The sequence below is a fragment of the Paraburkholderia sp. J8-2 genome (assembly GCF_905220195.1).
Classification (GTDB): domain Bacteria; phylum Pseudomonadota; class Gammaproteobacteria; order Burkholderiales; family Burkholderiaceae; genus Paraburkholderia.
This window is the reverse complement of the sequence record NZ_CAJMZA010000013.1, coordinates 133217-154645: the sequence shown is the minus strand read 5'-3', so window position 1 is coordinate 154645 and position 21429 is coordinate 133217. Positions and strand designations below refer to the sequence as shown.

The 21429-nt window shown below is 64.9% G+C and carries 20 protein-coding genes; 12 read left to right on the top strand and 8 right to left on the bottom strand.

Annotated features, from left to right (window positions below):
- Positions 1-80 precede the first annotated feature (80 nt).
- The gene (locus U5A52_RS25635; protein ID WP_069265858.1) at positions 81-578 is read left to right on the top strand and encodes an acyl-CoA thioesterase; all 498 of its coding nucleotides are present in this window, start codon (positions 81-83) and stop codon (positions 576-578) included.
- A gap of 35 nt (positions 579-613) precedes the next feature.
- On the opposite strand, the gene U5A52_RS25630 is transcribed toward U5A52_RS25635, so the two are convergent.
- The gene (locus U5A52_RS25630) at positions 614-2101 is read right to left on the bottom strand and encodes an ATP-binding protein (RefSeq protein WP_321914030.1); all 1488 of its coding nucleotides are present in this window, start codon (positions 2099-2101) and stop codon (positions 614-616) included.
- Between the two features lie 346 nt (positions 2102-2447).
- On the opposite strand from U5A52_RS25630, the gene U5A52_RS25625 reads away from it, so the two are divergent.
- From U5A52_RS25625 to U5A52_RS25615, 3 genes are all read left to right on the top strand, one after another.
- Positions 2448-3089 (top strand): HD domain-containing protein, encoded by a 642-nt coding sequence (locus tag U5A52_RS25625; protein ID WP_321914031.1) that lies wholly within the window; start codon positions 2448-2450, stop codon positions 3087-3089.
- A 200-nt stretch (positions 3090-3289) separates the two neighbouring features.
- Positions 3290-5011 (top strand): diguanylate cyclase, encoded by a 1722-nt coding sequence (locus U5A52_RS25620; RefSeq protein ID WP_321936687.1) that lies wholly within the window; start codon positions 3290-3292, stop codon positions 5009-5011.
- Positions 5012-5192: 181 nt separating this feature from the next.
- Complete coding sequence (locus U5A52_RS25615) at positions 5193-6767, top strand: EAL domain-containing protein (RefSeq protein WP_321936686.1); 1575 nt, start codon at positions 5193-5195, stop codon at positions 6765-6767.
- Between the two features lie 13 nt (positions 6768-6780).
- Here U5A52_RS25615 and U5A52_RS25610 read toward each other — a convergent pair whose 3' ends face one another.
- Both U5A52_RS25610 and U5A52_RS25605 read right to left on the bottom strand, forming a co-directional pair.
- Entirely contained in the window at positions 6781-7419 is a 639-nt protein-coding gene (locus U5A52_RS25610; protein ID WP_321936685.1) for a GNAT family N-acetyltransferase, read from the bottom strand.
- A gap of 111 nt (positions 7420-7530) precedes the next feature.
- The gene (locus tag U5A52_RS25605) at positions 7531-8184 is read right to left on the bottom strand and encodes a GntR family transcriptional regulator (protein WP_321914035.1); all 654 of its coding nucleotides are present in this window, start codon (positions 8182-8184) and stop codon (positions 7531-7533) included.
- A gap of 118 nt (positions 8185-8302) precedes the next feature.
- On the opposite strand from U5A52_RS25605, the gene U5A52_RS25600 reads away from it, so the two are divergent.
- The 6 genes from U5A52_RS25600 to U5A52_RS25575 all read left to right on the top strand — a co-directional run bounded on the left by U5A52_RS25600 (position 8303) and on the right by U5A52_RS25575 (position 13469).
- Positions 8303-8776, top strand: a complete 474-nt coding sequence (locus tag U5A52_RS25600) for an OsmC family protein (RefSeq protein ID WP_321936684.1) — start codon at positions 8303-8305, stop codon at positions 8774-8776.
- A 265-nt stretch (positions 8777-9041) separates the two neighbouring features.
- Entirely contained in the window at positions 9042-9488 is a 447-nt protein-coding gene (locus U5A52_RS25595) for an Ohr family peroxiredoxin (RefSeq protein ID WP_321914037.1), read from the top strand.
- Positions 9489-9550: 62 nt separating this feature from the next.
- Positions 9551-9820, top strand: a complete 270-nt coding sequence (locus U5A52_RS25590) for a hypothetical protein (protein WP_321914038.1) — start codon at positions 9551-9553, stop codon at positions 9818-9820.
- A 139-nt stretch (positions 9821-9959) separates the two neighbouring features.
- A complete protein-coding gene (locus U5A52_RS25585; RefSeq protein ID WP_321914039.1) occupies positions 9960-10427 on the top strand; it encodes a MarR family transcriptional regulator in 468 nt (155 codons plus the stop codon).
- A gap of 146 nt (positions 10428-10573) precedes the next feature.
- The gene (locus U5A52_RS25580) at positions 10574-11908 is read left to right on the top strand and encodes an epoxide hydrolase (protein WP_321936683.1); all 1335 of its coding nucleotides are present in this window, start codon (positions 10574-10576) and stop codon (positions 11906-11908) included.
- 325 nt (positions 11909-12233) lie between these two features.
- Positions 12234-13469 carry a sensor histidine kinase gene (locus U5A52_RS25575; RefSeq protein WP_321936682.1) on the top strand — a complete coding sequence of 412 codons (1236 nt, stop codon included), beginning with the start codon at positions 12234-12236 and terminating at the stop codon, positions 13467-13469.
- A gap of 16 nt (positions 13470-13485) precedes the next feature.
- On the opposite strand, the gene U5A52_RS25570 is transcribed toward U5A52_RS25575, so the two are convergent.
- Both U5A52_RS25570 and U5A52_RS25565 read right to left on the bottom strand, forming a co-directional pair.
- Positions 13486-14604, bottom strand: coding sequence for a succinylglutamate desuccinylase/aspartoacylase family protein (locus tag U5A52_RS25570; RefSeq protein WP_321936681.1), 1119 nt, complete (start codon positions 14602-14604; stop codon positions 13486-13488).
- A 59-nt stretch (positions 14605-14663) separates the two neighbouring features.
- Positions 14664-15434, bottom strand: a complete 771-nt coding sequence (locus U5A52_RS25565; protein ID WP_321914043.1) for a transporter substrate-binding domain-containing protein — start codon at positions 15432-15434, stop codon at positions 14664-14666.
- Between the two features lie 134 nt (positions 15435-15568).
- On the opposite strand from U5A52_RS25565, the gene U5A52_RS25560 reads away from it, so the two are divergent.
- Complete coding sequence (locus tag U5A52_RS25560; RefSeq protein ID WP_321936713.1) at positions 15569-16492, top strand: LysR family transcriptional regulator; 924 nt, start codon at positions 15569-15571, stop codon at positions 16490-16492.
- An 8-nt stretch (positions 16493-16500) separates the two neighbouring features.
- On the opposite strand, the gene U5A52_RS25555 is transcribed toward U5A52_RS25560, so the two are convergent.
- A complete protein-coding gene (locus tag U5A52_RS25555) occupies positions 16501-17403 on the bottom strand; it encodes a LysR family transcriptional regulator (protein ID WP_321936680.1) in 903 nt (300 codons plus the stop codon).
- Between the two features lie 130 nt (positions 17404-17533).
- Between U5A52_RS25555 and U5A52_RS25550 the strand changes: the two genes are divergently transcribed.
- Complete coding sequence (locus U5A52_RS25550) at positions 17534-18547, top strand: NAD-dependent epimerase/dehydratase family protein (RefSeq protein ID WP_321936679.1); 1014 nt, start codon at positions 17534-17536, stop codon at positions 18545-18547.
- A 62-nt stretch (positions 18548-18609) separates the two neighbouring features.
- Here U5A52_RS25550 and U5A52_RS25545 read toward each other — a convergent pair whose 3' ends face one another.
- Positions 18610-19341, bottom strand: coding sequence for a peptidoglycan DD-metalloendopeptidase family protein (locus U5A52_RS25545; RefSeq protein WP_321936678.1), 732 nt, complete (start codon positions 19339-19341; stop codon positions 18610-18612).
- 280 nt (positions 19342-19621) lie between these two features.
- Positions 19622-21364 carry an IlvD/Edd family dehydratase gene (locus U5A52_RS25540; protein ID WP_321914047.1) on the bottom strand — a complete coding sequence of 581 codons (1743 nt, stop codon included), beginning with the start codon at positions 21362-21364 and terminating at the stop codon, positions 19622-19624.
- Between the last annotated feature and the right edge of the window lie 65 nt (positions 21365-21429).

The window sequence follows — 21429 nt, the reverse complement described above, 5'->3', positions numbered from 1 at the left end:
ACGAAGAGAATGGTGCATGCCTCCTTCTCAGCGGAGGCACGCGCGGCTGCCGCCTGCAGTCCCTATCTGGAGTTACTCTGATGTACGCACGCGAATCCATTCCCGCCGTCCTGTCCCGTGGCACCGCCGGATTCTCCGACGAAATCATGGAAGCTACGCCGACCAAAACGTTTCATCACGTCATCGATATTTACCTGAAGGACTCGAACGCGTTCATGAACACGTATTTCGCCCGCTATTTCGAATGGCAGGGCATTTGCCGCGAACGCTGGTTTCACGAGTGCATTCACAACAATCTGCTCGCCTCGGGCGGTGTGTTCGTCACCAAGCGCGCCCACCAGGAATACGTGCAGGAAACCTTTCCGTTCCAGCGCGTGGATTGCTACCTCAACACCTTCCAGGTGCGTCAGTGCTCCGCGTATCTCGTGTTCCGCTTTTGCGTGGACGGGCGGCCCGTTTCGCTCGGCTATCAGCAGATTCTCTTCGCCGGCACCGACAAGCGCATTCGCCGCTTTCCGCCCGGCATCATCGAGCGCGTGAAGGAATACGAGCTGGTCCTGCCTTCGGGTTCGAACTAAGCGCGCATTGAGCACGTTCAACCCGGCTACATGAACTAGCCTGCGAAATCCTGCCCCGCCGGAAAACGGCGGGGTTTCGCCGGTGCGTCGTGCAGCGCGCGGTCAGCGCTCGTGCCGGGCTCCGGCAGGCGGATCGTGAAGGTCGTGTGGACGTGCGGCTCGGACTCGCACGCAATCGTGCCGCCCAGCGCTTCGGCCACGCGGCGGCAGAACGTGAGGCCCATGCCGGCGCCGCGTCCGTGCGCCTTGGTCGAATAAAACGGATCGAACACGCGCGGCAGAATATCGGCGGGAATACCGCAGCCGTTGTCGGTAAAGCGCAGCACGCAAAAGCCCGCTTCGCTCGTCGCGCTGATCTCCACGCGGCCCACGTAGTCGCTGATCTTGTCGCTTCGTTCGGCGATTTCCGCGTGAATCGCAAAGAGCGCGTTCTTGAGCAGATTGAACAGCACGAACACGACCAGCGAATCCGAGCCCGAGAAACTCAGCTGGGCGTCGATAGGCGCCACCTCCACCATATCGCGCTCGCCGGTGCGAAACGGAAAGCGCTCGAGCGCGGCGTTCACGCATGAGCGCACCGGGTAGGTCTCGAAGCTGCGCCGGTCGAGCCGGTCGAGCGTGAACGAAGCGAGCGACATTTCGACCACCGTGCTCGTGCTGTCCACCTGGCGGCGTATCGACGTGGCAAGCGAGGAAAGGCGCTCCGACTGCCCCGGATAGAGTCCGTCCACGCACAACTGGTGCTGCACGGCCAACTGGTAGCCACGCATGAGCTCGGGCAGCACGTTGCCGATTTCCTCGGCATGCATGCCGATGGCCGCGAGCGGCGTGGCAACCTCGTGCGCCACCGTGGCCGCGATGAGGTACGGGCGCATCAGGCCGAACCGCACGATCGTGACCGCGAGTATGCCAAGGCTGATCGCGATGAACACCGCGCCCACGGGATAGAACGCGAGCCCGTAATTCACGGCGTAGTCGGTGGCGGCAAGCGCGTACAGGCCGAGGCTCACGAAGCACAGGTCGAGCAGCTTGCGGCGGTCGTGCGCCTGGGTCTGGCGGCGAGCGGCATACAGCAGCCATGCGCTGCGGCACGCGAGCAGCACTGTCTGCGCCACATGCACGGGATGCAGCATGCCCGCCTTCGGATACTTGCCGAAGAAGAACGTGCCGTAGCCGTCCACGACGGCATCGCTCAACAGCAACAGCGCCGCGAGCAGCACACTGAGCAGGTAGGACGCGATGAGGAGCGGGCGTTCGCCGCGCCGGGCGCTCACTTCGGTCACGAAGTGATAGAACGTGGTGGGCAGAAAGAGGATGAAGAAGTAACCGGCCTTGACGAGCACGGCCGACAGATCGGGGTCGGACGTCTGGAACAGAAACGCCCAGGTGCCCTGCCAGAAGAACGTGGTCGCGCACATCAAGGCGAACGGCACCGAGAGGCGCGTGAAGCCCTCAGTCAGGAGCACGTAGACGCCGAATCCGAGAAATAATGCGGACACGAACGCTGGCAGGATCGAATACATAGTCTGTCGCGTGGGTTCTTGTTCTTACCAGCCTGGTTGGCGCGGCGCGTTGCCTTCAGCGTCCCCGTGCGCCCAATGTGCGATTCGCGGGCCGCATCTCGCAGCCCATACGCCGCCCATGCATGGCGCATGAAATGCGCGCCGATCGAATCGATTTTGCCGATTATCGCCGCTAATCCCGGGTTGCGGCGAAATTTTCCGGTTGACGGCAGTGCCGCTATGCGCCGTGAATCCCCGATGGCCCAAAATCGGTCGAATTGGCAGAAAACAACGGTATCCGTCGATTGAGGACAACCCTGGCGCCGCCCAGAATAGAGGTCATCACCCACCCCGACGGAGCACCCCGATGACCCCGACCCTCGCCGATGTCGCGATTCCCGACAGCAAACTCACTCGCGAAATTACCGAACTCGTGCGCGATACCGAATCGCCGCTGCTTTTCCATCATTCGAGCCGTGTCTATTACTTTGGCGCGCTGGCCGGCCGGCGGCTCGGCCTGAAGTTCGATCGCGAACTGCTCTACGCGGGCGCCATGTTTCATGACATGGGCCTCACGCATGCGCACAGCAGCGACCATGAACGCTTCGAAGTGGACGGCGCGAACGCCGCGCGCGACTTCCTGCGCGGCCACGGCATCTCGCAGCACGACATCGACCTCGTGTGGACCGCCATCGCGCTGCATACGACGCCGGGCATTCCCGAGCACATGCATCCGGTGATCGCGCTCGTCACGGCGGGCGTCGAAATGGACGTGCTCGGCATTGCCTACGACCGCTTCAGCGACATCGAGCGCGAGGCCGTGGTTCACGCACACCCGCGCAGCGAGCACTTCAAGGAAGACATCATTCAGACGTTCTATGACGGCATCAAGCACAAGCCCGCCACCACCTTCGGCAACGTGAAGGCCGACGTGCTCGCAGACAAGGACCCGCATTTCCACGCCGGCAACTTCTGCAGCGTGATCCGTCATTCCGCCTGGCGCGGTTGAGTGCCGCCCTGGGCGCTCCGAGCCCTGTGAGGCGGCGTTCGGCGCGGTTCTCGCGCGCGATGCTATGCTCATCGCGATGCCCGGAACCGCGCCGCCGGGCCACGCCGCACCGCGATGCGCGCGCGTCCATTCGCTGTCCCGGGGGCTTCATGCAGCACACGCCTGGCCGCACGCGGCCGCACGGTTTTTCCAGCATGGTCATGAAACGCCCGCACCTCGTGGTGACGGTGTGCTTTCTCGCCGCCATGGCGCTGGTGAGCGGCGTGGGCCTGCGCCAGCTCTACCAGATGACGCGCAACGACTTGCATAGTCGCCAGCGTGACCTGGAGGTGCGGGCCGTGGGCGTGGACGCGCTGATCTCCGCAGAGCGCCGGCGCCTGCTGTTCCTGCGCGACTACGCGGAACACGTGCTCGCCTCGCCGAGCCAGCAGCGCGCAGGTCTCCTTGATCCGGCCGTGCAGGCCGCGCTGCGCAACAGCGACAAGCTCGCATGGCAAGTCCCCGGCGCGATGGACGGACCGCTCGTTTTCGGCACCAACGCACAAGGACTCACGGGAATCGAGGGCTTTCACCGCGACACGGCCACGCTGCCCGCCGACATCGTCCTCGCGCGCTCGATCAGCCCGCTGCTTGCGATCAGCCAGCACGCCGACGCGGTGCAAAGCACGGTCGCGTACATCTCGGCCAACGGCCTGTATGTGCTCTCGCCCGAGCGCCCGGACGCGCCCGCGCCCGAATTGTTGCGGCGCTTCAGCACGATGCCCTACTACCGCCTGCATCTGTCCGGCCGGAATCCGGGAAACGGCATCGTCTGGACTCCGATCTATACGGAAACAAAACGAAGCGAGGCGATTTCCACGCTCAGTGCGCCTGTCTACGCCAACGGACGCTTTCGCGGCGCCGTGGTAATGGACGTCGCACCCTCGCGCCTGCTCGCACTCCAGCTCGCCTCCACCAACCTGACGGAGGACGAGGAGCCTGCCGAGTTCGGCCTCCTGAACAAGAACGGCGACCTCGTCTATTTCGTCGATGGCAAGATCACGGCACAGCATCCCGCAAGCTTCGATCCGTATCTCATCGACATGGCGCGCGCACAGGCGGCGGACTGGATGCAACGCGGCCAGGGCTACGCTCAGCGAGGCGGGCGCTACCTGCTCTTCCAGCACGTGGGGGACACGCACTGGATCTTGCTCGCGAGCACGGACGACTCGGAACTCACGCTCGCGGCGGCGCACCGCGTGTTCAGCAGCCCGCTGATCGTCGCGTGGCTGGCGATCGCCGTGCTGCTCGTCGGCACGCTGTTCATCGTCAAGAACATATTCGGCCAGTACGTCGAGGCAAGTTCGCGGCTCGAAACGCTCGCGCGCAGCGACCCGCTCACCGGGCTCGCGAACCGGCGGCGCTTCCAGGAGGTCTTCGACGAGACGCTGGAGCGCGCCGCCCGCGAAGGCGGCAGCGACGCGGCCGCGCCCGCCGTGGCCATGCTGATGCTCGATATCGACTACTTCAAGCGCGTGAACGACCGCTTCGGCCATGCGGCGGGCGACCGCGTGCTCGTGATATTCGCAGACATCCTGCGCAAGAACCTGCGCAGCGCGGAAATGCCCGCGCGCGTGGGCGGCGAGGAGTTCGCGGCGCTGCTGCCCGGCGCCGATCTCGCCACGGCGGCGGCCGTAGCCGAGCGCATCCGCCGCGCGGTCGAAGCGCACGCGGCCAGCGCGCCGGGCGACGCCGCAAATCAGGACGCCGATGCGATCGCATTCACCGTTTCGATCGGCGTGGCGGCCAGTCCCGCCGATTGCCCCGCCCACTACGAAGCGCTCATGTCGGTGGCCGACCGGCGGCTCTACGCCGCGAAGGAAGGCGGGCGCAATCGCGTCGTTGCAGAGGATTCCCGATCGATCGATCCGGCGCGAGCCTGACGATTGCGCAGGCCACGTTCATGCGCCATGCATGAGCGGGAGAGCCGGCCGCCCTGCGAGTGTGCTCCCGCACCGCACAGCAGCGCGTCGCCGCCATCGGAAAGACGCTACCATCGGCAACGGCGAACGTCGAAGGCCGCGCGTCGCCCTCGTTCGCGACGCCGGAGCCCGACCGTCCATCATGAGCAGCCGACTCACCGCCCTGACGACGTTTTGTGTCGTGGCGTTCGCCGTTCTGGCAACGCTCATGGCCGCGGTGTACGCGTCGGACGCCGTCGACGAACGCCAGAAGCGCGACCAGGTCGATGTCTTTTCGAGCCGCGCGCTGCTGCGCGCCGAACTCGTGACGGCCGAAGCCGAATCTGCGCTGCACCAGCTCATGCCATACGGCGACGATCCCTGCACGAGCGACCACCTGCAGCGGCTGCGTCATGTCGAAGAACAGTTTCGATACATTCGCGAAGTCGTCTGGACCGATGGCGCGCGGTTGCGCTGCAGCTCGCAACGCGGCGACGTCGATACCGCATTGCCGCCACCTGAATGGACCTACGCCGACGGCTTCACCGCCTGGCATAGCGAAGTCGGCAAGCGCGACAACGAGCGGCGCATGCTCAACTTGCGTCTCGGCAATCACGTCGTGGTGATCGATCCGCGCTTTTACCTCGACATCGTGCCGCTCGACGACGCCATCCAGCTGGCCGTGCTCGAAACGCAGGACGGCGGCATCATTACAAGCTGGGCACACGTCGACGATGCGATTGTTCGCGCAGCACTCAAGCGCACCAGCAACAGCCAGTATTTCGAGGGCCGCTATTACGTCGTGGAGCGCTCGAGCCGCTTTCCCATTGCCGTGGTCGCGTACGAGCCCGAGAACCGCATGCGCCGCGACCTGCCCGCGCAACTCCAGACGCTGTTGCCGCCGGCGCTCGTCCTGAGCGTATTCGGCACGTGGCTCGTCATGCGCTGGCGCCGCAAGCTGCGCACGCCGCGCAGCGCGATACTGGAGGGCATTCGGCGGCGCCAGTTCGTCGCGTGGCTGCAGCCGCTCGTCTCGCTGGAAAGCGGGCGCTGCGTCGGCGCCGAAGCACTCGTGCGCTGGAAGCTCGAAGACGGCTCCGTCGTCGCGCCGGACACGTTCATTCCCATGGCGGAATCGCTCGGTCTCGTCGAGCCCATTACCGACCAGGTCGTGCGCTCCGTGTTCGAGAGCGTGGGCGCCGTGCTGGCCCGGCGCCGCGATCTGCACGTCTCGCTGAACCTCGCCGGCAAGGATCTCGCCGGCACGCGCGTGCTCGAAACCCTCAAGCCCGTTCTCGGAAAATATGCGGTGCGCCCCGAGCAGATCTGGTTCGAAGCGATCGAGCGCACGCTCATCGACACTGCCGGCTCCGCGCCCGTTATCGAGGCGTTTCGCGCGGCGGGCCACCGAATCTTCATCGACGACTTCGGCACGGGATATTCGAGTCTCTCGTATCTGCAGGAACTACCGGTGGATGGCATCAAGATCGACCGCTCGTTCATCCGCTCATTCGCGAGCGGCGAGGAAATGAACAAGATCGTGCCGCACGTGATCGACATGGCCCGCAGCCTCGACCTGCTGATGGTCGCCGAGGGTGTGGAAACCGAAGCGCAAGCGCAATACTTGCGCGAGCACGGTGTGCAGTACGCGCAGGGCTGGCTCTATGCGAAGGCCATGCCCGCCGACGAATTCCTGCGCTATCTGGAACACGAAGCGGCGCGCACGCACAAGGCGTGAGGGTGGCGCACGCTCAGACGAGCGGGCCCGGCGACGTGCAGTGCCGCAACGCGCCGGGCAGGTGTGCAAACTCCACGCTGCAACGCGCAGCCGCGGCTTTGCTGAGTACGGCGCTGTCGTAGCCACGGCCGGCAAAGCGCACGACATCGACGAGACTGAAGCCTTGCGCGCGATAGAACGCGATGAGGTGGGCGGCGGGAAACGGCGTGTCGAGCGCGAGCTGCGTGTAGCCGCGCGCAGCCGCCCGACGCCCCGCGAAATCGAGCAGCGCACGGCCAATGCCGCGGCTTTGCCATTTAGGCTCGATACCGAACTGATGCACCGAAGCCACGCTGCGCTGGCGATAATGTTCGCACTGCGAATGGCTATCGTGACCTTCCAGCGTGAGCGTGCCGATGATCCTGCCATTGCAGAGCGCAACGAAGCAGTCTCCCGCCAGCGCGCGTTCACGCGTGAGGCTCGCCGCCTGGTCGGCGCAGGCGCAATGCAATCCGAGCGATGCGAGCCGCGAGAACGCGCGATGCAGCAAACGCGTAAGCGCTTCCCACGAGTCGTGGCGCGGATCGAAGCGCCTCAATACGAGCCGGCCAAGGCCGGGCAGCACGGAGGTGACCGGCGCATCCGGGCGCTGGGTTGCACGCGAGATCGACATGGCGTCTCCTGTCGTTTCGATGCAGCCAGTCTAGGGATTGCCCGGAAGGGTCACAAGAAAAAATGTCGTAAAAACCGGTGCAATGCGCGTGAACGCCGCGGTGTATGCGCCCTAGCCTTGTGCCGCCATGCGCTCCACAACGGCGAGCACGATGCGCTTCGCCGAATCGATATGCGCCACGGTCAAGGCGCGCGCGCTGCGCGCGTTGCGGGCGAGGCACGCTTCGAGAATCGCCTCGTGTTCGTGCTGAAAGGAGGGGGTATCGGCAAGCAGCGTATTCTGCAGCCGCTCGTAGCGTTCCACTTGCGCGCGCAGTTCGCGAATAGCCGCCAGTTGGCGAGCGTTGCCGCATGCACCATAGAGCAGCTCGTGAAACTCGCGGTTGAGATCGCCCTGCTTTTGCGTGGCGGCCGCCTCGCCCAGCAGCCGGTGCACGAGTTCCGCGCGTGCGAGCGTTTCGTCGTCGATGCGCTTGACGCTGTGAAAGATCGCGTCGCCTTCGAGCAGCACGCGCAAGCCGTAGATCTCCTCCACGTCGTGCGCCGTGAGCATGCGCACGACCGCGCCGCGATTGCGGAAAATCTCGACGAGCCCCTCGCGCGCGAGCCGCTGGATGGCTTCGCGCAGCGGAATGCGGCTCACCTCGAAACGCTCCGCGAGGTCGCGCTCAACGAGGCGCTCGCCACCGCCCAGCTCGCCGCTGACGATCAGATCGCGCAACCCGGACGCAACCGCGTCCGCTGTAGAGTCGAATCGTGTTTCCATGTGTGTCTGGCCGGTTCCTGGCTGGTTTTCATTTGGGCGATTTCGGCATAATGGTATACCAAAATGCCGAAAGCGTTCATAATGACGTACCCTTTTCGATGCAACACGGAGAGTCAGCATGGCGCATGGCGAACACACCTACCGCGTTTCGGTGCAATGGACAGGCAATCGCGGCACGGGCACCTCGGGTTATCGCGACTACGACCGCGATCACGTGATCCGCGCGAGCGGCAAGCCGGACATTCCGGGCTCGTCGGATCCTGCCTTTCGCGGCGACGCCGCGCGCTGGAATCCCGAGGACCTGCTCGTGGCTTCCGCTTCGGCGTGCCATAAGCTCTGGTATCTGCATCTGTGCGCGGAGGCGGGCATCGCGGTGCTCGCCTACGAAGACACGGCCGAAGGCACGATGGCCGATACGCCGCAGCGCGGCGCGTTCACGAAGATCGTGTTGCGCCCGCGCGTGACGATCCGCGCGAGCGACGACCGCAGCCTCGCCGAACGGTTGCATCATGCGGCGCACGAGCAGTGCTATATCGCCAATTCAGTGAACTTCCCCATTCTCTGCGAGCCCGCCATCGAACTGGCCGCGTAGGCGCCCGCATTCTTCTGAGGCGGCTCGGGCAGCCGCGCCGCCTCCCTGACGCGCCGCCCCAAAAGGGCTCGATCGAGAACGATCACTCAAACGATCGATAACGTCTCAGCGCACGATTCTCTCCCGAAGCAACCCCATATAAATCGTATGCGATTTAATCTTATGCGCTTGACAAAGCGGAATCCCTCGTCCATTATGCATCGCATGCGATTCGATCTTATGCGACGCATAGCACTAAATCCCTGATTTCATTGAGGAACGCATCATGGCAACGATCGACAAAGTCCTGTTCTCGGGCAACACCCACACCACCGTCAACCACGACCCTGCGGCGCAACGCGGCGAATTCGGCGTGGTCGACCTCGAGCTCACGTCTTCAAGCGGCGAAACGCTCGACATCGTCGGCACCGAACCGCACCCGCGCGCCGAACAGCTGTTCGCGGGCGCATGGTCTGCCTGCTATATCTCCGCGCTCGGCATTGCGGCTTCGCTGAAGAAAGTTACGTTGCCGCCCAACGCGGCGGTGGACATCCAGGTCGATATCGGCCAGACCGGCGCCGCCTGGTTCCTCGGCGCGCACTTCACTGTCACGCTGCCGGGCGTCGAGCAGAACGTGGCGGAGGCCATCGCGCGCAGCGCCCATCAAATCTGCCCGTACTCGAAGGCCGTGCACGGCAACATCGACGTGAGCCTGAAGGTCGTGACCGCGTGAGCGGCAAACGCAATGACCGCGTTCACCGAAACCCACTGAACTTCACTTAGCGAGACATCATCATGAAAACCCGACTCATCGCCACACTCCTCATTGCCCTCTCGGCTAGCGCAGCCGCCCCCGCATTCGCCAGCGGCTATGGCCCGGCCCCGGCCTATCGCCCCGAAGTCGGCGCACCGGCTTCGCAACGCGGCCAAAGCGTGCAAACGCTCGCCGCGGAGCGCACCGAAGGCGGCAGCGCAGCCACCGCGTTCGGCGGCATGGCCGATGTCGGCACGGACGCGGGCAGCCGCGTCTCAATGGAGCGAAACAGCCTCTTCGCCCACCATTGATCGCGCCACCGCGTGGTGGCTGTTTCGCCGGGCATCGCAGTGGCGGTGTACGGCGAAACCGGTGTCGGCCTACGATATAATCGCAAGCGATTTATTCAAGTTTGCGAGCCATTGAGGCCTTCGTCTGAAGAGGATGACCATGAAATCGACGGATCACCCGGCGCCGGGCGCCAAGCCCGCGCCGCTCGCAGACTATCTTTGCTTCGCCGTGTACTCGACCAATCTGGCCTTCGGCAAGGCGTACAAGCCGATCCTGGACGAACTCGGGCTGACCTATCCGCAGTACATCGCGATCATCGCGCTCTGGGAGCAGGACAACCAGACGGTGAGCGGCCTGGGCGAGAAGCTCTTTCTCGAATCCAACACCCTCACGCCGATGCTGAAAAAGCTCGAAGCGATGGGGTATGTGGAACGGCGGCGCGATCCGGAGGATGAGCGCCAGGTGCGTGTGAGCCTGACCGCCAGCGGCCGCAAGCTGCGCGAAAAGAGCCTGAAGATCGCAGATCTCACCGAAGCCACCGGACTGGGTCCCGACGACTTCATGAAGCTACAGAAGGCGATCGTGAACCTGCGCGCCAATCTGATTCGTTCGCTCGACACCGAATAGCCGTTGCACCGGCGCGCGCAGTTTTTTGCAGCCCGGCTTCTAGCGTAAATAGTTAGGAATACGACGCATACCTTGTTTGCCGAGGTGCGTGCGCACGCCTGATGTTTCCTGCCCACCACGGTACAACATCTCTATCAGGAATTGGCATGTCAAACGATCTTCATCCCGCACCTCTTTCGCGCCGGCGCTTCATCGGCGCCGCAGCAACGCTGGCCGCAGGTGTCGCAATGAGCCGGCTCGCCTTCGCAGAATCGAAGCCCTCCGCGAGCGGCATCACGCAGATTGCTGCCGGCGATCCGTCTTCCATTCGTTCGCTTCGCGTGCACGTGCCGGAAGCGGCGCTGACCGATCTGCGCCGCCGGATCGTCGCGACGCAATGGCCGGAGCGCGAAACAGTGGACGACGCATCGCAAGGCGTGCAGCTCGCAACCATGCAAAGGCTCGCCAATTACTGGGCCACCGACTACACCTGGCGCAAGGTGGAAGCGAAGCTCAACTCACTGCCGCAATACGTCACGGAAATCGACGGGCTCGACATTCACTTCATCCATGTGCGCTCGAAGCATGAGAACGCGCTGCCGATCATCGTCACACACGGCTGGCCCGGCTCGATCATCGAGCAGTTGAAGATCGTCGAGCCGTTCACCAATCCGACCGCTCATGGCGGAAGTCCGTCCGACGCGTTCCATGTCGTCATTCCTTCGCTTCCCGGCTACGGCTTTTCGGGCAAGCCGACGAAGACCGGCTGGGACCCCCAGCGTATCGCTCGCGCCTGGGCCGTGCTGATGAACCGGCTCGGCTACACGCGCTACGCGGCGCAAGGGGGCGACTGGGGCAACGCTGTGACGGAACAGCTGGCGCTGCTCAAGCCTGCGGGACTCGTGGGCATTCACACCAACATGCCCGCAACCGTGCCCGACGCTATCGCCAGATCGCTCAAAGACGGCACGCCGCCTCCCACCGGACTTTCGCCGGAGGAACAGCACGCATACGACCAGCTCGATTACTTTTACAAGCACGGTCTGGGCTACGCGCTCGAAATGGCGAACCGCCCGCAATCGCTCTATGGCATCCAGGATTCGCCAGTGGGCCTCGCTGCGTGGATGCTCGACCACGACGCGAGCGGACAGGCGCTGATCGCACGCGTATTCGCAGGCCAGCCCGAAGGCCTGACGAAAGATGACGTGCTCGACAACGTCACGCTCTACTGGCTGACGAAGACGGCGGTCTCCTCCGCGCGCCTGTACTGGGAAAACAAGCTCAACTTTTTCGAGCCCAAGCACGTGGAGCTGCCCGTTGGCGTGAGCGTATTCCCGGACGAAATCTACGCCGCGCCCAGGAGCTGGACGGAACGCGCCTACCCCAAGCTCATCCACTACAACCGACTCCCTAAGGGCGGCCATTTTGCGGCATGGGAACAGCCTGCTGCGTTCACGGAAGAAGTTCGCGCGACGTTCAGGACGCTGCGCCAGCCGGCCTGACGCAACAGGGCATGCGTGAGCTTTCGAGAGTCCGGCGATTTTATCAAGGACTCCGAATGCTCACGCCACCCCGCTGGCTGAAAGAACCCCGAACACCGCGCGTTGGAGCGCCTGCCACGGACGCCTCCCTTCCCAAATACTGTTCGGCGAGTCGCCACCAGCGCCGCTCAAAGGGAAAAACGGCGCATATTCCAGCGCTTTTCCACGAATCGAAGTTCTCGCGCTTCGCGGACAATACCCGTCATAGCCGGATTTGCGGCTATCTCAACCGTGCGCCCGCAGGCGCAAGCCAAACTTCGATGTCAAAAAAAGAAAGGTGATTGTCTTGTTTGCCCGCATTTTCCTGCTATGGATTGCGTCGTTGATGCTGTTGCAAGCCGGTTTTCGATATCTCGATGCCGACTCGCCCCTGAATTTCGGCGGCACGGCGTTCGATCCGGCCGCCGCGACGCACGCCTCACAGCAGCAGGAAGCCGAACTGCAACTGGAACTGGCCGCGCAAGGCGCGAGCGTGCATGGGATCGCCCCGTTGGTGTCGATCAAACCGACCATTGTCGACCTCGGCGGCGAGGCGGCGCCTCATTTGCGCGATGCCATTTGGGCGCCGCATGCGGGGGCGGCGCCGAACGGCTCGTATCTGCGCGAAGCCTGCTCGTCCGGCGTCACACGCCTGAAAACAGTCGCCCGCTGGTTCGATGCGCGATTCGTGGCGCTCATGGCGGCGCTCTGCGTGGTTCTGCTCGCGCTGCGCGCCTGGTGGCTACGGACGGTACGCCATGATCTGCTCGTCATGATTGCGACGCTGCGCGTCGCGACGAGCGGCGCCGGGCCGGCACCCACGCTCGTGGACTGCCCGCGCAAACTGCACGGCCTCGCCCGCGCGATCGGCGATCTGTTGTGCCGCCGCAGCGGCACGGTCGAAGACCAGTCGGCCACGTTCGCCGCCTTCCTGCGGCAGATCGAATCGCGGGTTGCGCGGTTGCGCGCTTATGCCATGAACGTCACGCGCTGGAATCTGCGCGTGGCCCTCGTCGAGGACATCGATCTCTTTCAGGATCTCGCGCGCCAGTTCGTCGACACCGCCGGCCAGGGCGGCGCGAATCATGCGCCGGTGAACGTAGACGCGTATCTGAGGGACCGGTTCGTCTACGGCGCGAACGCGGACGCGAGCATCGTGCTTCGCCTCGACGCCGGCGAGGCGTTCTCGCTGCCGCGCTCCGCGCTCGTGCGGCTCGTTGACAATCTCGTCGGCAACGCGCAGGCGCACGGCGAGCCGCCCATCGAAATCTGCACGGCTCGCGGGCCGCGCTCGTGGACCTTGAGCGTGCGGGATCACGGCGAAGGCGCCGGTGCGAACCTGCCCGAGGGCGGCACGCAGGCGCCGTCGATGCTCGCCTCGCGCGCGGCAAGCCTCGGGCTCGATTCGCACTGGGGCATGGGCCTGTCGATCGTCCGGCGCCTTGCGCGCCTGTGCAACGCGAAGCTCAAGATCGGCAATCATCCCGAGGGCGGCCTCTGGGTGCGCGTGATCGTGCCGATGCACAAAACCCGTCAAGGCTGACGGGCATCCCCTCGCCTCAAGCCCCGAGCAGCACACCGCTGCGTATCGGCCGCGTGCCCGTCACGCGGCCGAGCGGCGCACCGGCCGTGACAAAGCGAATCGCCCTTCGCATATAGAACACACCTTCCGCGGTGCTCTTGACCGTCTGCGTCTCGCCAGTCATCGGGTCGACGATATCGAAGAGCGGGTCGTTCTCGCGGATCCAGTCGCCGATCTTCGCGCGGTGCACGAGAATGCCGCTGCGCGGCGCATAGAATTGCGCGCTGCCGGCGAGCGGCGTGGCCGGCATCAGCAGTTCCGGCAGCGGCTTCACGTCGCCGCCGACGAGCGCGCCGCGCCAGCGCAGGTAGTCGATCAGCGCATCGGCGTCCTGCTGCGCGCTTTCCCACGACACGTCGCGCTGGCCGCGGCACTCGACCGTCACCGCAGTGGGGCCGGAGGGCACGGGCTGCGTGGCCGGCATCTGTTGACGCAGTTGCCACCACAGCAGGCTATGCGCCTCGTCGAATGCCTGCGCGCCGGAGTCGGTCGCCAGCAGCTGCGCGCGCGAGCCAAGGTAGCGGGCGAGCGGCTCGACATCGGGCCAGCCGGCCTCGCTCGTGTACACGTGCATGACTGCTTCGAGCGAGCAATGCAGGTCGATGATGAGATCGGCGTCGTGCGAGAGTCTCAACAGCGCCAACTGCAGCGAGTCGAATTCCGTGAGCGGCGCCTGCGCGTCCAGCGCTTCGCGCATCAGCTGCCGGATCAGATCGCGGTTGCGATCGACGTCCGCCCCGAGCGTCTCCTTCGCGCGTGCGAGCAGCTTGGGAAACGCGTGGAAATGGCGATTGAAGTTCTTGCCGCTCGCAAGATCGAACCGGCCGATGAACTGGCCGAGCACGTGCTGATTCAAACCCACGGGATTGGCGAGCGGCACGAGCACCACTTGCGCGGCGAGTGCGCCTTGCGCCTCGAGTTCCGCCAGCTGCGCGCGCAACAACACTGCCGCCAGCATGGCGGGCGTTTCGTCGGCGTGAAGCGACGCCTGGATATAAATCTTCTGGTGCGCGTCGGCGGGGCCGAAATGGAAGCTGGTCAGTTCGCGGTGCGTGCCCGGCGTGGCGCTCAAAAGCGGAGTCGATTGCTGGTTCATGGATTTAATGCGGTTTCAAATAAGTGAGCGGCGAAGTGAGCGGCGAAGTGTGCGGCGGCTCAGTTGCCGTACGGATCGAAGTCGAAATAGCGGCGCGCGATCTGCGCGTACGTGCCGTCCTTCAGCATGCCCGCAATCGCGTCGTTCATCTGCGCGGCAAGCGCCGTTTCGTCCTTGCGCATGCCGATGCCCGTGCCGCGGTCGCCCATCGCAATCGGGCCGCCGGCAAACGCGAAGCCGTTGCCCTGCGGCGTGCGCAGGAAGCCGTAGTCGGCTTCGACATAGCCCAGCAACGCAGCGTCGAGCCTGCCGTTGACGAGGTCGGCGAATACTTCCTCCTGGCTCTTGTAGGTGACCACATGCACGCCCGCCGGCGCCCAGTTCGCGAGCGCATACGTCTCGAACTGCGTGCCCGACTGCACGCCGACCGACTTGCCGGCCAGCGACTGCGCGGTAGCGCCAAACGGGGCGCCCTTGCGCGCGACGAGCCGCGACTTGAACTGGAATAGCTTCGACGTGAAGAGAATTTGCTGCTCGCGCTTCGCGGTGATCGCCATCGACGACATGACCGCGTCGATCTTGCGCGCCTGCAGCGCCGGGATCATGCCCGAGAACTCCAGTTCGACCCACTGGCAACGCGCGTGAATGCGGCGGCAAATCTCGTTGCCGAGATCGACGTCGAATCCTTTGAGCGAGCCGTCGGGCGCCTTGGCGTCCATGGGCGGATAGGTCGGATCAATGCCGAGGCGCACGGTGTCGCCCTCGCGCGCGAAGGCACCGCTGCTCAAGGCCAGTGCAAGGGAAAGCAAGATCGACGGGATTTTTTTCATGATGAACGCGTGATGAACGGCGGCGGAAAGTAGGGAGTCTCTTGCCCGCCCGATGGTAGGACGCCGCAGCGTTCGGGAAAAGCCCGGATTCATCTATCATGATCACATCTACCGATCACCGAAAATCGTCGCCCATGAGTCTCACGCTTTCCCAGTTGCGTGTTTTCGTCGCCGTCGCCCAGCGCGGCAGTGTGCGGGCGGCCTCGCGCGCGCTCGGCGTGGCGCAAAGCGGCGTGACGCAGCAGCTGCAGAATCTCGAAGCCGAACTGGGCGGCGCCCTGCTCACGCGCACGAATCGCGGCGTGACACTCACGGTGCTCGGGCAGCGCCTGCTGGTGCGCGCGGCGTCGATTCTCGGCGAGTGCGAGCGCGCAAGCGAAGAGGCGCAGCAGTTGCGCGGCGACTACGCGGGCGAAGTGGCGTTCGGCCTCACGACCGACCCGCTCATGGACGCGCTCGTGCCCGTGCTCGGCCAGTACAGCACGCGGTTTCCGCGCGTGGCGCTGCGCCTGCGCACGGGCACCTCACGCATGATGATTTCGTGGATCCGCGAAGGCACGCTCGATTTCGCGCTCGCGCTCGTTTCGGACCAGACCGATACGACCGATCTTTCGGTGACGGAGCTTTACCCGTCGGACCCGGTGGTCGTTTGCCGCCGCGACCATCCGAAGGCGGGGGCGCGCTCACTGCGCGCGCTCACGCATTGCGACTGGCTCGCAACGCGCTCGCCCAATATCGCGGACGCCTTCGCTTCGAGCCGGCTCACGACGTTCTTCACCGACCACGGCTTGCCGCCGCCGCGCATCGTCGCGACGGTGGAAGGGCTTTTCGAAACGCTGCATTGGGTCAGCGAGACGGATTGCCTTGCGCTGGAGTCGTCGGTGGTCGCGCGGCGCGGGCCGTTTGCCGAACGGCTTGCCCGCATCAAGATCGCCGAGCGGCCGGCGGCGCAGCAGGTTTGTCTGCTGCAGCGCGCGGCCGTGCCGCTCACGCCTGCCGCACAGGAACTCGCGACGATGCTGGCTTCGTATGCGCGGGCCGGCCGCGCGCCGCGTTGAGGCGGCCGCTACGCGCCTTGTCCCTGGATATACGCATTCAGCCCCGACGCAAGCGCTGCAAAGGTCACGGCGCAGCGCGCGCTCGTGCGTAAGTCCTCATGCATGGCCACCCACGTATCGAGCGTCAGCGAGAACTCCTTGCGCAGAACGCGGACCAGTTTCGGGTCTTTTGCTGCCAATGGCGACTGGCACCCGCCAATACCAAAACCCGCGCGTATCGCGGCCAACTGGGCAAGATCGCTGTCGGCCCGAAATGCAAAGCTGTTGCGGTTGTAGGCCGGAAACCTGGCCTGGAGCGAGCGAATGAACGCGTTTTCCTGATCGAAGCCGATGATCGTATGGCGCGCCAACTCCTTCAGCGACTTGGGCGCGCCATGAAGCGCCAGATAGCGTTCGTGGGCGTGCAAGCCGACTTCGATCGCGCCAATCCGTTTGGCGACCAGCGCCTCCTGCACGGGCCGGAACATGCGTATCGCGATGTCCGCTTCACGACGGAGCAAGTCGTCAGCCTTGTTCGATAGCACCAGTTCGATCGACAGTTCCGGATAGTCGTGGCGCAGGGCTGCCAGTATCGGCGGCAGAACCTCAACGCCGATGACTTCGCTCGCCGTCAGCCGCACCGTACCGCGCACGCCCGACCCATGACTGCTTGCCGCGCGGCGCAATGCGGCCGTGGTCATTGCGATGCCGACAGCGTACGGCCTCAGTTCATTGGCCGCCGCGGTTGGCGAAAATCCATCGGACGAACGGGTAAACAGCGTGAGTCCCAGCGCCCCTTCCAGACTGTCGACGTGCCGCCCGACAGTCGGCTGCGTGATGCCCAGCGCGCGGGCGGCGGCCGACAACGAGCCGCTCTCCAGGACCTGGAGAAAACTCCTGTACCACTCCCAGTTCGGTTCCTTGTCGGCCATGTCCGGTTCCCTATTCAGATCGCAGGCTATACGTAAATGTATAGCCTATCGCCTATTTTCGGCAATTTTCTATTGACGGCAAGCGGCGCAGAATGCCCTTCATGACAGCTCACCCGCAAGGAGAACCGGCATGAACGCCAGCCCCATCCATCGACAGAACCGCGCGCTCGTGCTTGGCGCAAACGGCGGAATCGGCAGCGAGGTCGCGCGCCAGTTGCTCGACGCCGGCTGGCAAGTCCGCGCGCTGCGGCGCGGCGGCGCGCCGGCCACGGGTGCCGTTGCGGCAAGCGCGATCGAATGGCTAGACGGCGATGCGCTCTCGCGCGAAGCAGTGGTACGCGCGGCGCAGGGTTGTTCGGTGATCGTGCACGCCGTGAACCCGCCAGGCTACCGGCGCTGGGCGCAGGTCGTGCTGCCGATGATCGACAACACGCTCGCCGCCGCGGCCGCCGCGGGCGCGACCGTCGTGCTGCCGGGCACGGTCTACAACTTCGGGCCCGACACCTTCCCGTTGCTGCGCGAGGACTCGCCGCAGCAGCCGCTCACGCGCAAGGGCGCGATTCGCGTGGAACTGGAGCGGCGCATGCGGGCCGCGAGCGAGCATGGCGTGCGCTCGATCGTCGTGCGTGCGGGGGACTTTTTCGGGCCGCGCGTGGGCAATAGCTGGTTTGCGCAAGGGCTCGTGAAGCGTGGCGCGCCGGTGCAGGTCGTGCGCCAGCCTGGTACGCGCGGCGTGGGCCACGCGTGGTCGTACGTGCCCGACGTCGCGCGCACGATGCTCGAACTGATCGGGAAGCGCGAGACGCTGCCCGCGTTCGCGACGTTCCACATGGCCGGCCATTGGGACGCCGACGGCTCGCAGATCGTCGAAGCGATTTGCCGCGTCGCCCGCAATCACGGGCTGAAGCCGCAAAGCAAGCCCTTCGCCTGGGCCTTCGTGCGCGCCATCTCGCCCTTCGTGACGACGCTGCGCGAACTGATGGAGATGCGCTATTTGTGGCGCGAGCCGTTGCAGCTCGACAACGCCCGGCTCGTGAGGGAACTCGGGCGCGAGCCTCATACGCCGCTCGACGAAGCCGTCGAGGCCACGCTTCTGGGCCTGGACTGCCTCGGCGTCGATGAGCGTGCGCCAAAAGCGGCCTGACGGTTGCGCTTTTGCGCGCCAGCCGATTTGTTACGGATTCCAAATCATATCGAAAGGCACCATCAGGGCGTGACCGGCCCCGACCCCGGCGGCAAATACGCGAGTGGGTCCACGGGGCGGCCATCCTCACGCATTTCGAACTGCAACACCGCCTGGCCGTCGCGGCCCGTCCCCATCTCGGCGATGGTCGTGCCGCGCGGCACGCTCGCGCCTTCGGCCACCATGAGCCGGCGGTTGTTGCCATACGCGGTGACGAAGTGGTCGTCGTGCTTTACGATGACCATGAGGCCGTATTGCTTGATTTTGTCGCCGGCGTAGACGATCCGGCCGCCATCCACTACCTTGACCGGCGTGCCGGGGCGCGCGGCGATCTCGATGCCGCGCGAACCTTGCGCACCGAACTCGCGCACCACGGTGCCTGCAACTGGCCAGACGAAGCGATTCGCGGCGCCCTCAGGCTGCGCGGCCGCGAACGGCGGCGCGGGCGAAACGCTCGCAACGCCCGACGGCGGCCCCACGCGCAGCATCTGCCCTGCACGCACGGTGGAAGCCGCCTCCATAGCGTTCCATTGCGCAATCTCGCCAGGCCGCCGCCCGAACGAAGTCGCAATCGAGTCGAGCGAATCGCCGGGCTGCACGCAGTAGTAACCGGCGGCGGCGCTCACACATGCCCCGGCTTCGTAACTGGGCATGCTGAACGGCCGCTGGGCGACACAGCCCGAAAGCAGCCCCAGCGCGGCGAGTGCGCCCGCCGCGCTCGTGCGCCATCGCCATGAGCGAAGACGGGTTGGCATGCATCGTTGTTTCATGGCGAATCTCCGCGAATGGCTGAACAGGTCACAGGCGCCAGCCCGCCGGCTGGCCTCCGCTTAACGCGACCCATGTTTTCGCGTTGACCGCCGCATATGACGCATGACAAGCCTTTGCGTGCACACGATCAAACGTTGCGCAAGACCTTAAACAATCAGGAAAACGAAGGTAGGGAAACGCCGACAAAGACTCGTCGAAGTTTTAATTTTCGATGCAAGGACGGGAACCTACGTCTGCCGCAACGCAAGTTCCGCGCGAGAGAGGTCAATGCGAATGGCTCGGCACGTCCGAGCCGCGGCAGCCCACCAGGAAGTCGAAATCGCAGCCCTCGTCGGCCTGCAGCACGTGCTCGACGTAGAGCTTGCGATAACCGCTGCGATCGGCGGGAATGGGCTGCTGATTCGCGGCCCATTCGGCGAGCCGCGCAGCGATCGCCTCGTCGCCGATATCCATGCGCAGCACGCCCTTCTCGCAGTCCAGCTCGATCCAGTCGCCGTCGCGCACGATCGCGAGCGGTCCGCCTGCACGCGCTTCAGGGGCGACGTGCAGCACCACCGTGCCATACGCCGTGCCGCTCATGCGCGCGTCCGACACGCGCACCATGTCGGTCACGCCTTGCGCGAGCAGCTTCGGCGGCAAGCCCATGTTGCCCACCTCGGCCATGCCCGGATAACCCTTGGGCCCGCAGTTCTTCATGACGAGCACGGAATCGGCCGTGACGTCGAGTTCGGGGTCGGCGATGCGCGCCTTGTAGTCGTCGAAGTTCTCGAATACCACCGCGGGCCCGCGATGCTTCAACAGTTTTTTCGTGGCCGCCGAAGGTTTCAGCACCGCGCCGTTCGGCGCGAGGTTGCCGCGCAGCACGCACAACGCGCCGTCCTGCACGAGCGGATTGTCGAGCGGGCGAATGACTTCGGCGTTATGAATGGGCGCTTCGCGCACGTTTTCCCAGAGCGTTTTGCCGTTGGCGGTAAGCGCGTCGGGATGCGGCAACAGGTTCGCTTCGCCGAGGCGCCGCAACACGGCAGGCAAGCCGCCCGCGTAATAGAACTCCTCCATCAGGAAGCGGCCCGAGGGCTGCAGATCGACGATGGTCGGCGTGCCGCGGCCAATGCGCGTCCAGTCGTCGAGTTCGAGCGGCACGCCGATGCGGCCCGCAATCGCCTTCAGGTGGATCGCCGCATTCGTCGAGCCGCCGATGGCCGCGTTCGTGCGAATCGCGTTCTCGAACGCTTCGCGCGTGAGCAGCTTCGACAGACGCAGGTCCTCAAGCGCCATCTCCACGATGCGCATGCCCGACATATGCGCGAGCACGTAGCGGCGCGCGTCCACAGCCGGAATCGCGGCGTTGTGCGGCAGCGTAACGCCGAGCGCTTCGGCCATGCACGCCATGGTCGAAGCCGTGCCCATGGTGTTGCACGTGCCCGCCGAACGCGACATGCCCGACTCCGCCGACATGAACTCGTGGATCGAAATCTTGCCCGCCTTCACCTGCTCGCTCAGTTGCCACACCACGGTGCCCGAGCCGATATCGCGCCCTTCGTGCTTGCCGTTGAGCATCGGGCCGCCCGTCACGGCAATCGCCGGCACGTCGCAGCTCGCCGCGCCCATCAGCAACGCCGGCGTGGTCTTGTCGCAACCTACGAGCAGCACGACCGCATCGACGGGATTGCCTCGTATGGATTCCTCAACATCCATCGATGCGAGGTTGCGCGTGAACATGGCCGTGGGCCGCAGGTTCGACTCGCCGTTCGAAAACACAGGAAACTCGACAGGAAATCCGCCGGCTTCGTAGATGCCTCGCTTGACATGCTCGGCGAGCTTGCGAAAGTGCGCATTACAGGGTGTGAGTTCCGACCACGTGTTGCAAATGCCGATAATCGGCTTGCCGGCAAATTCGTGATCCGGAATTCCCTGATTCTTCATCCAGCTCCGGTACATGAAGCCGTTTTTGTCCGTGGTGCCGAACCACGCGGCCGAGCGAAGCTTGGGCTTACGGGTGTTCATGGCTTTGCCCACTTAGTGAGAAAGTCCAATAAATAGCATGACTATATGAGTCAGGCTTATCGGGA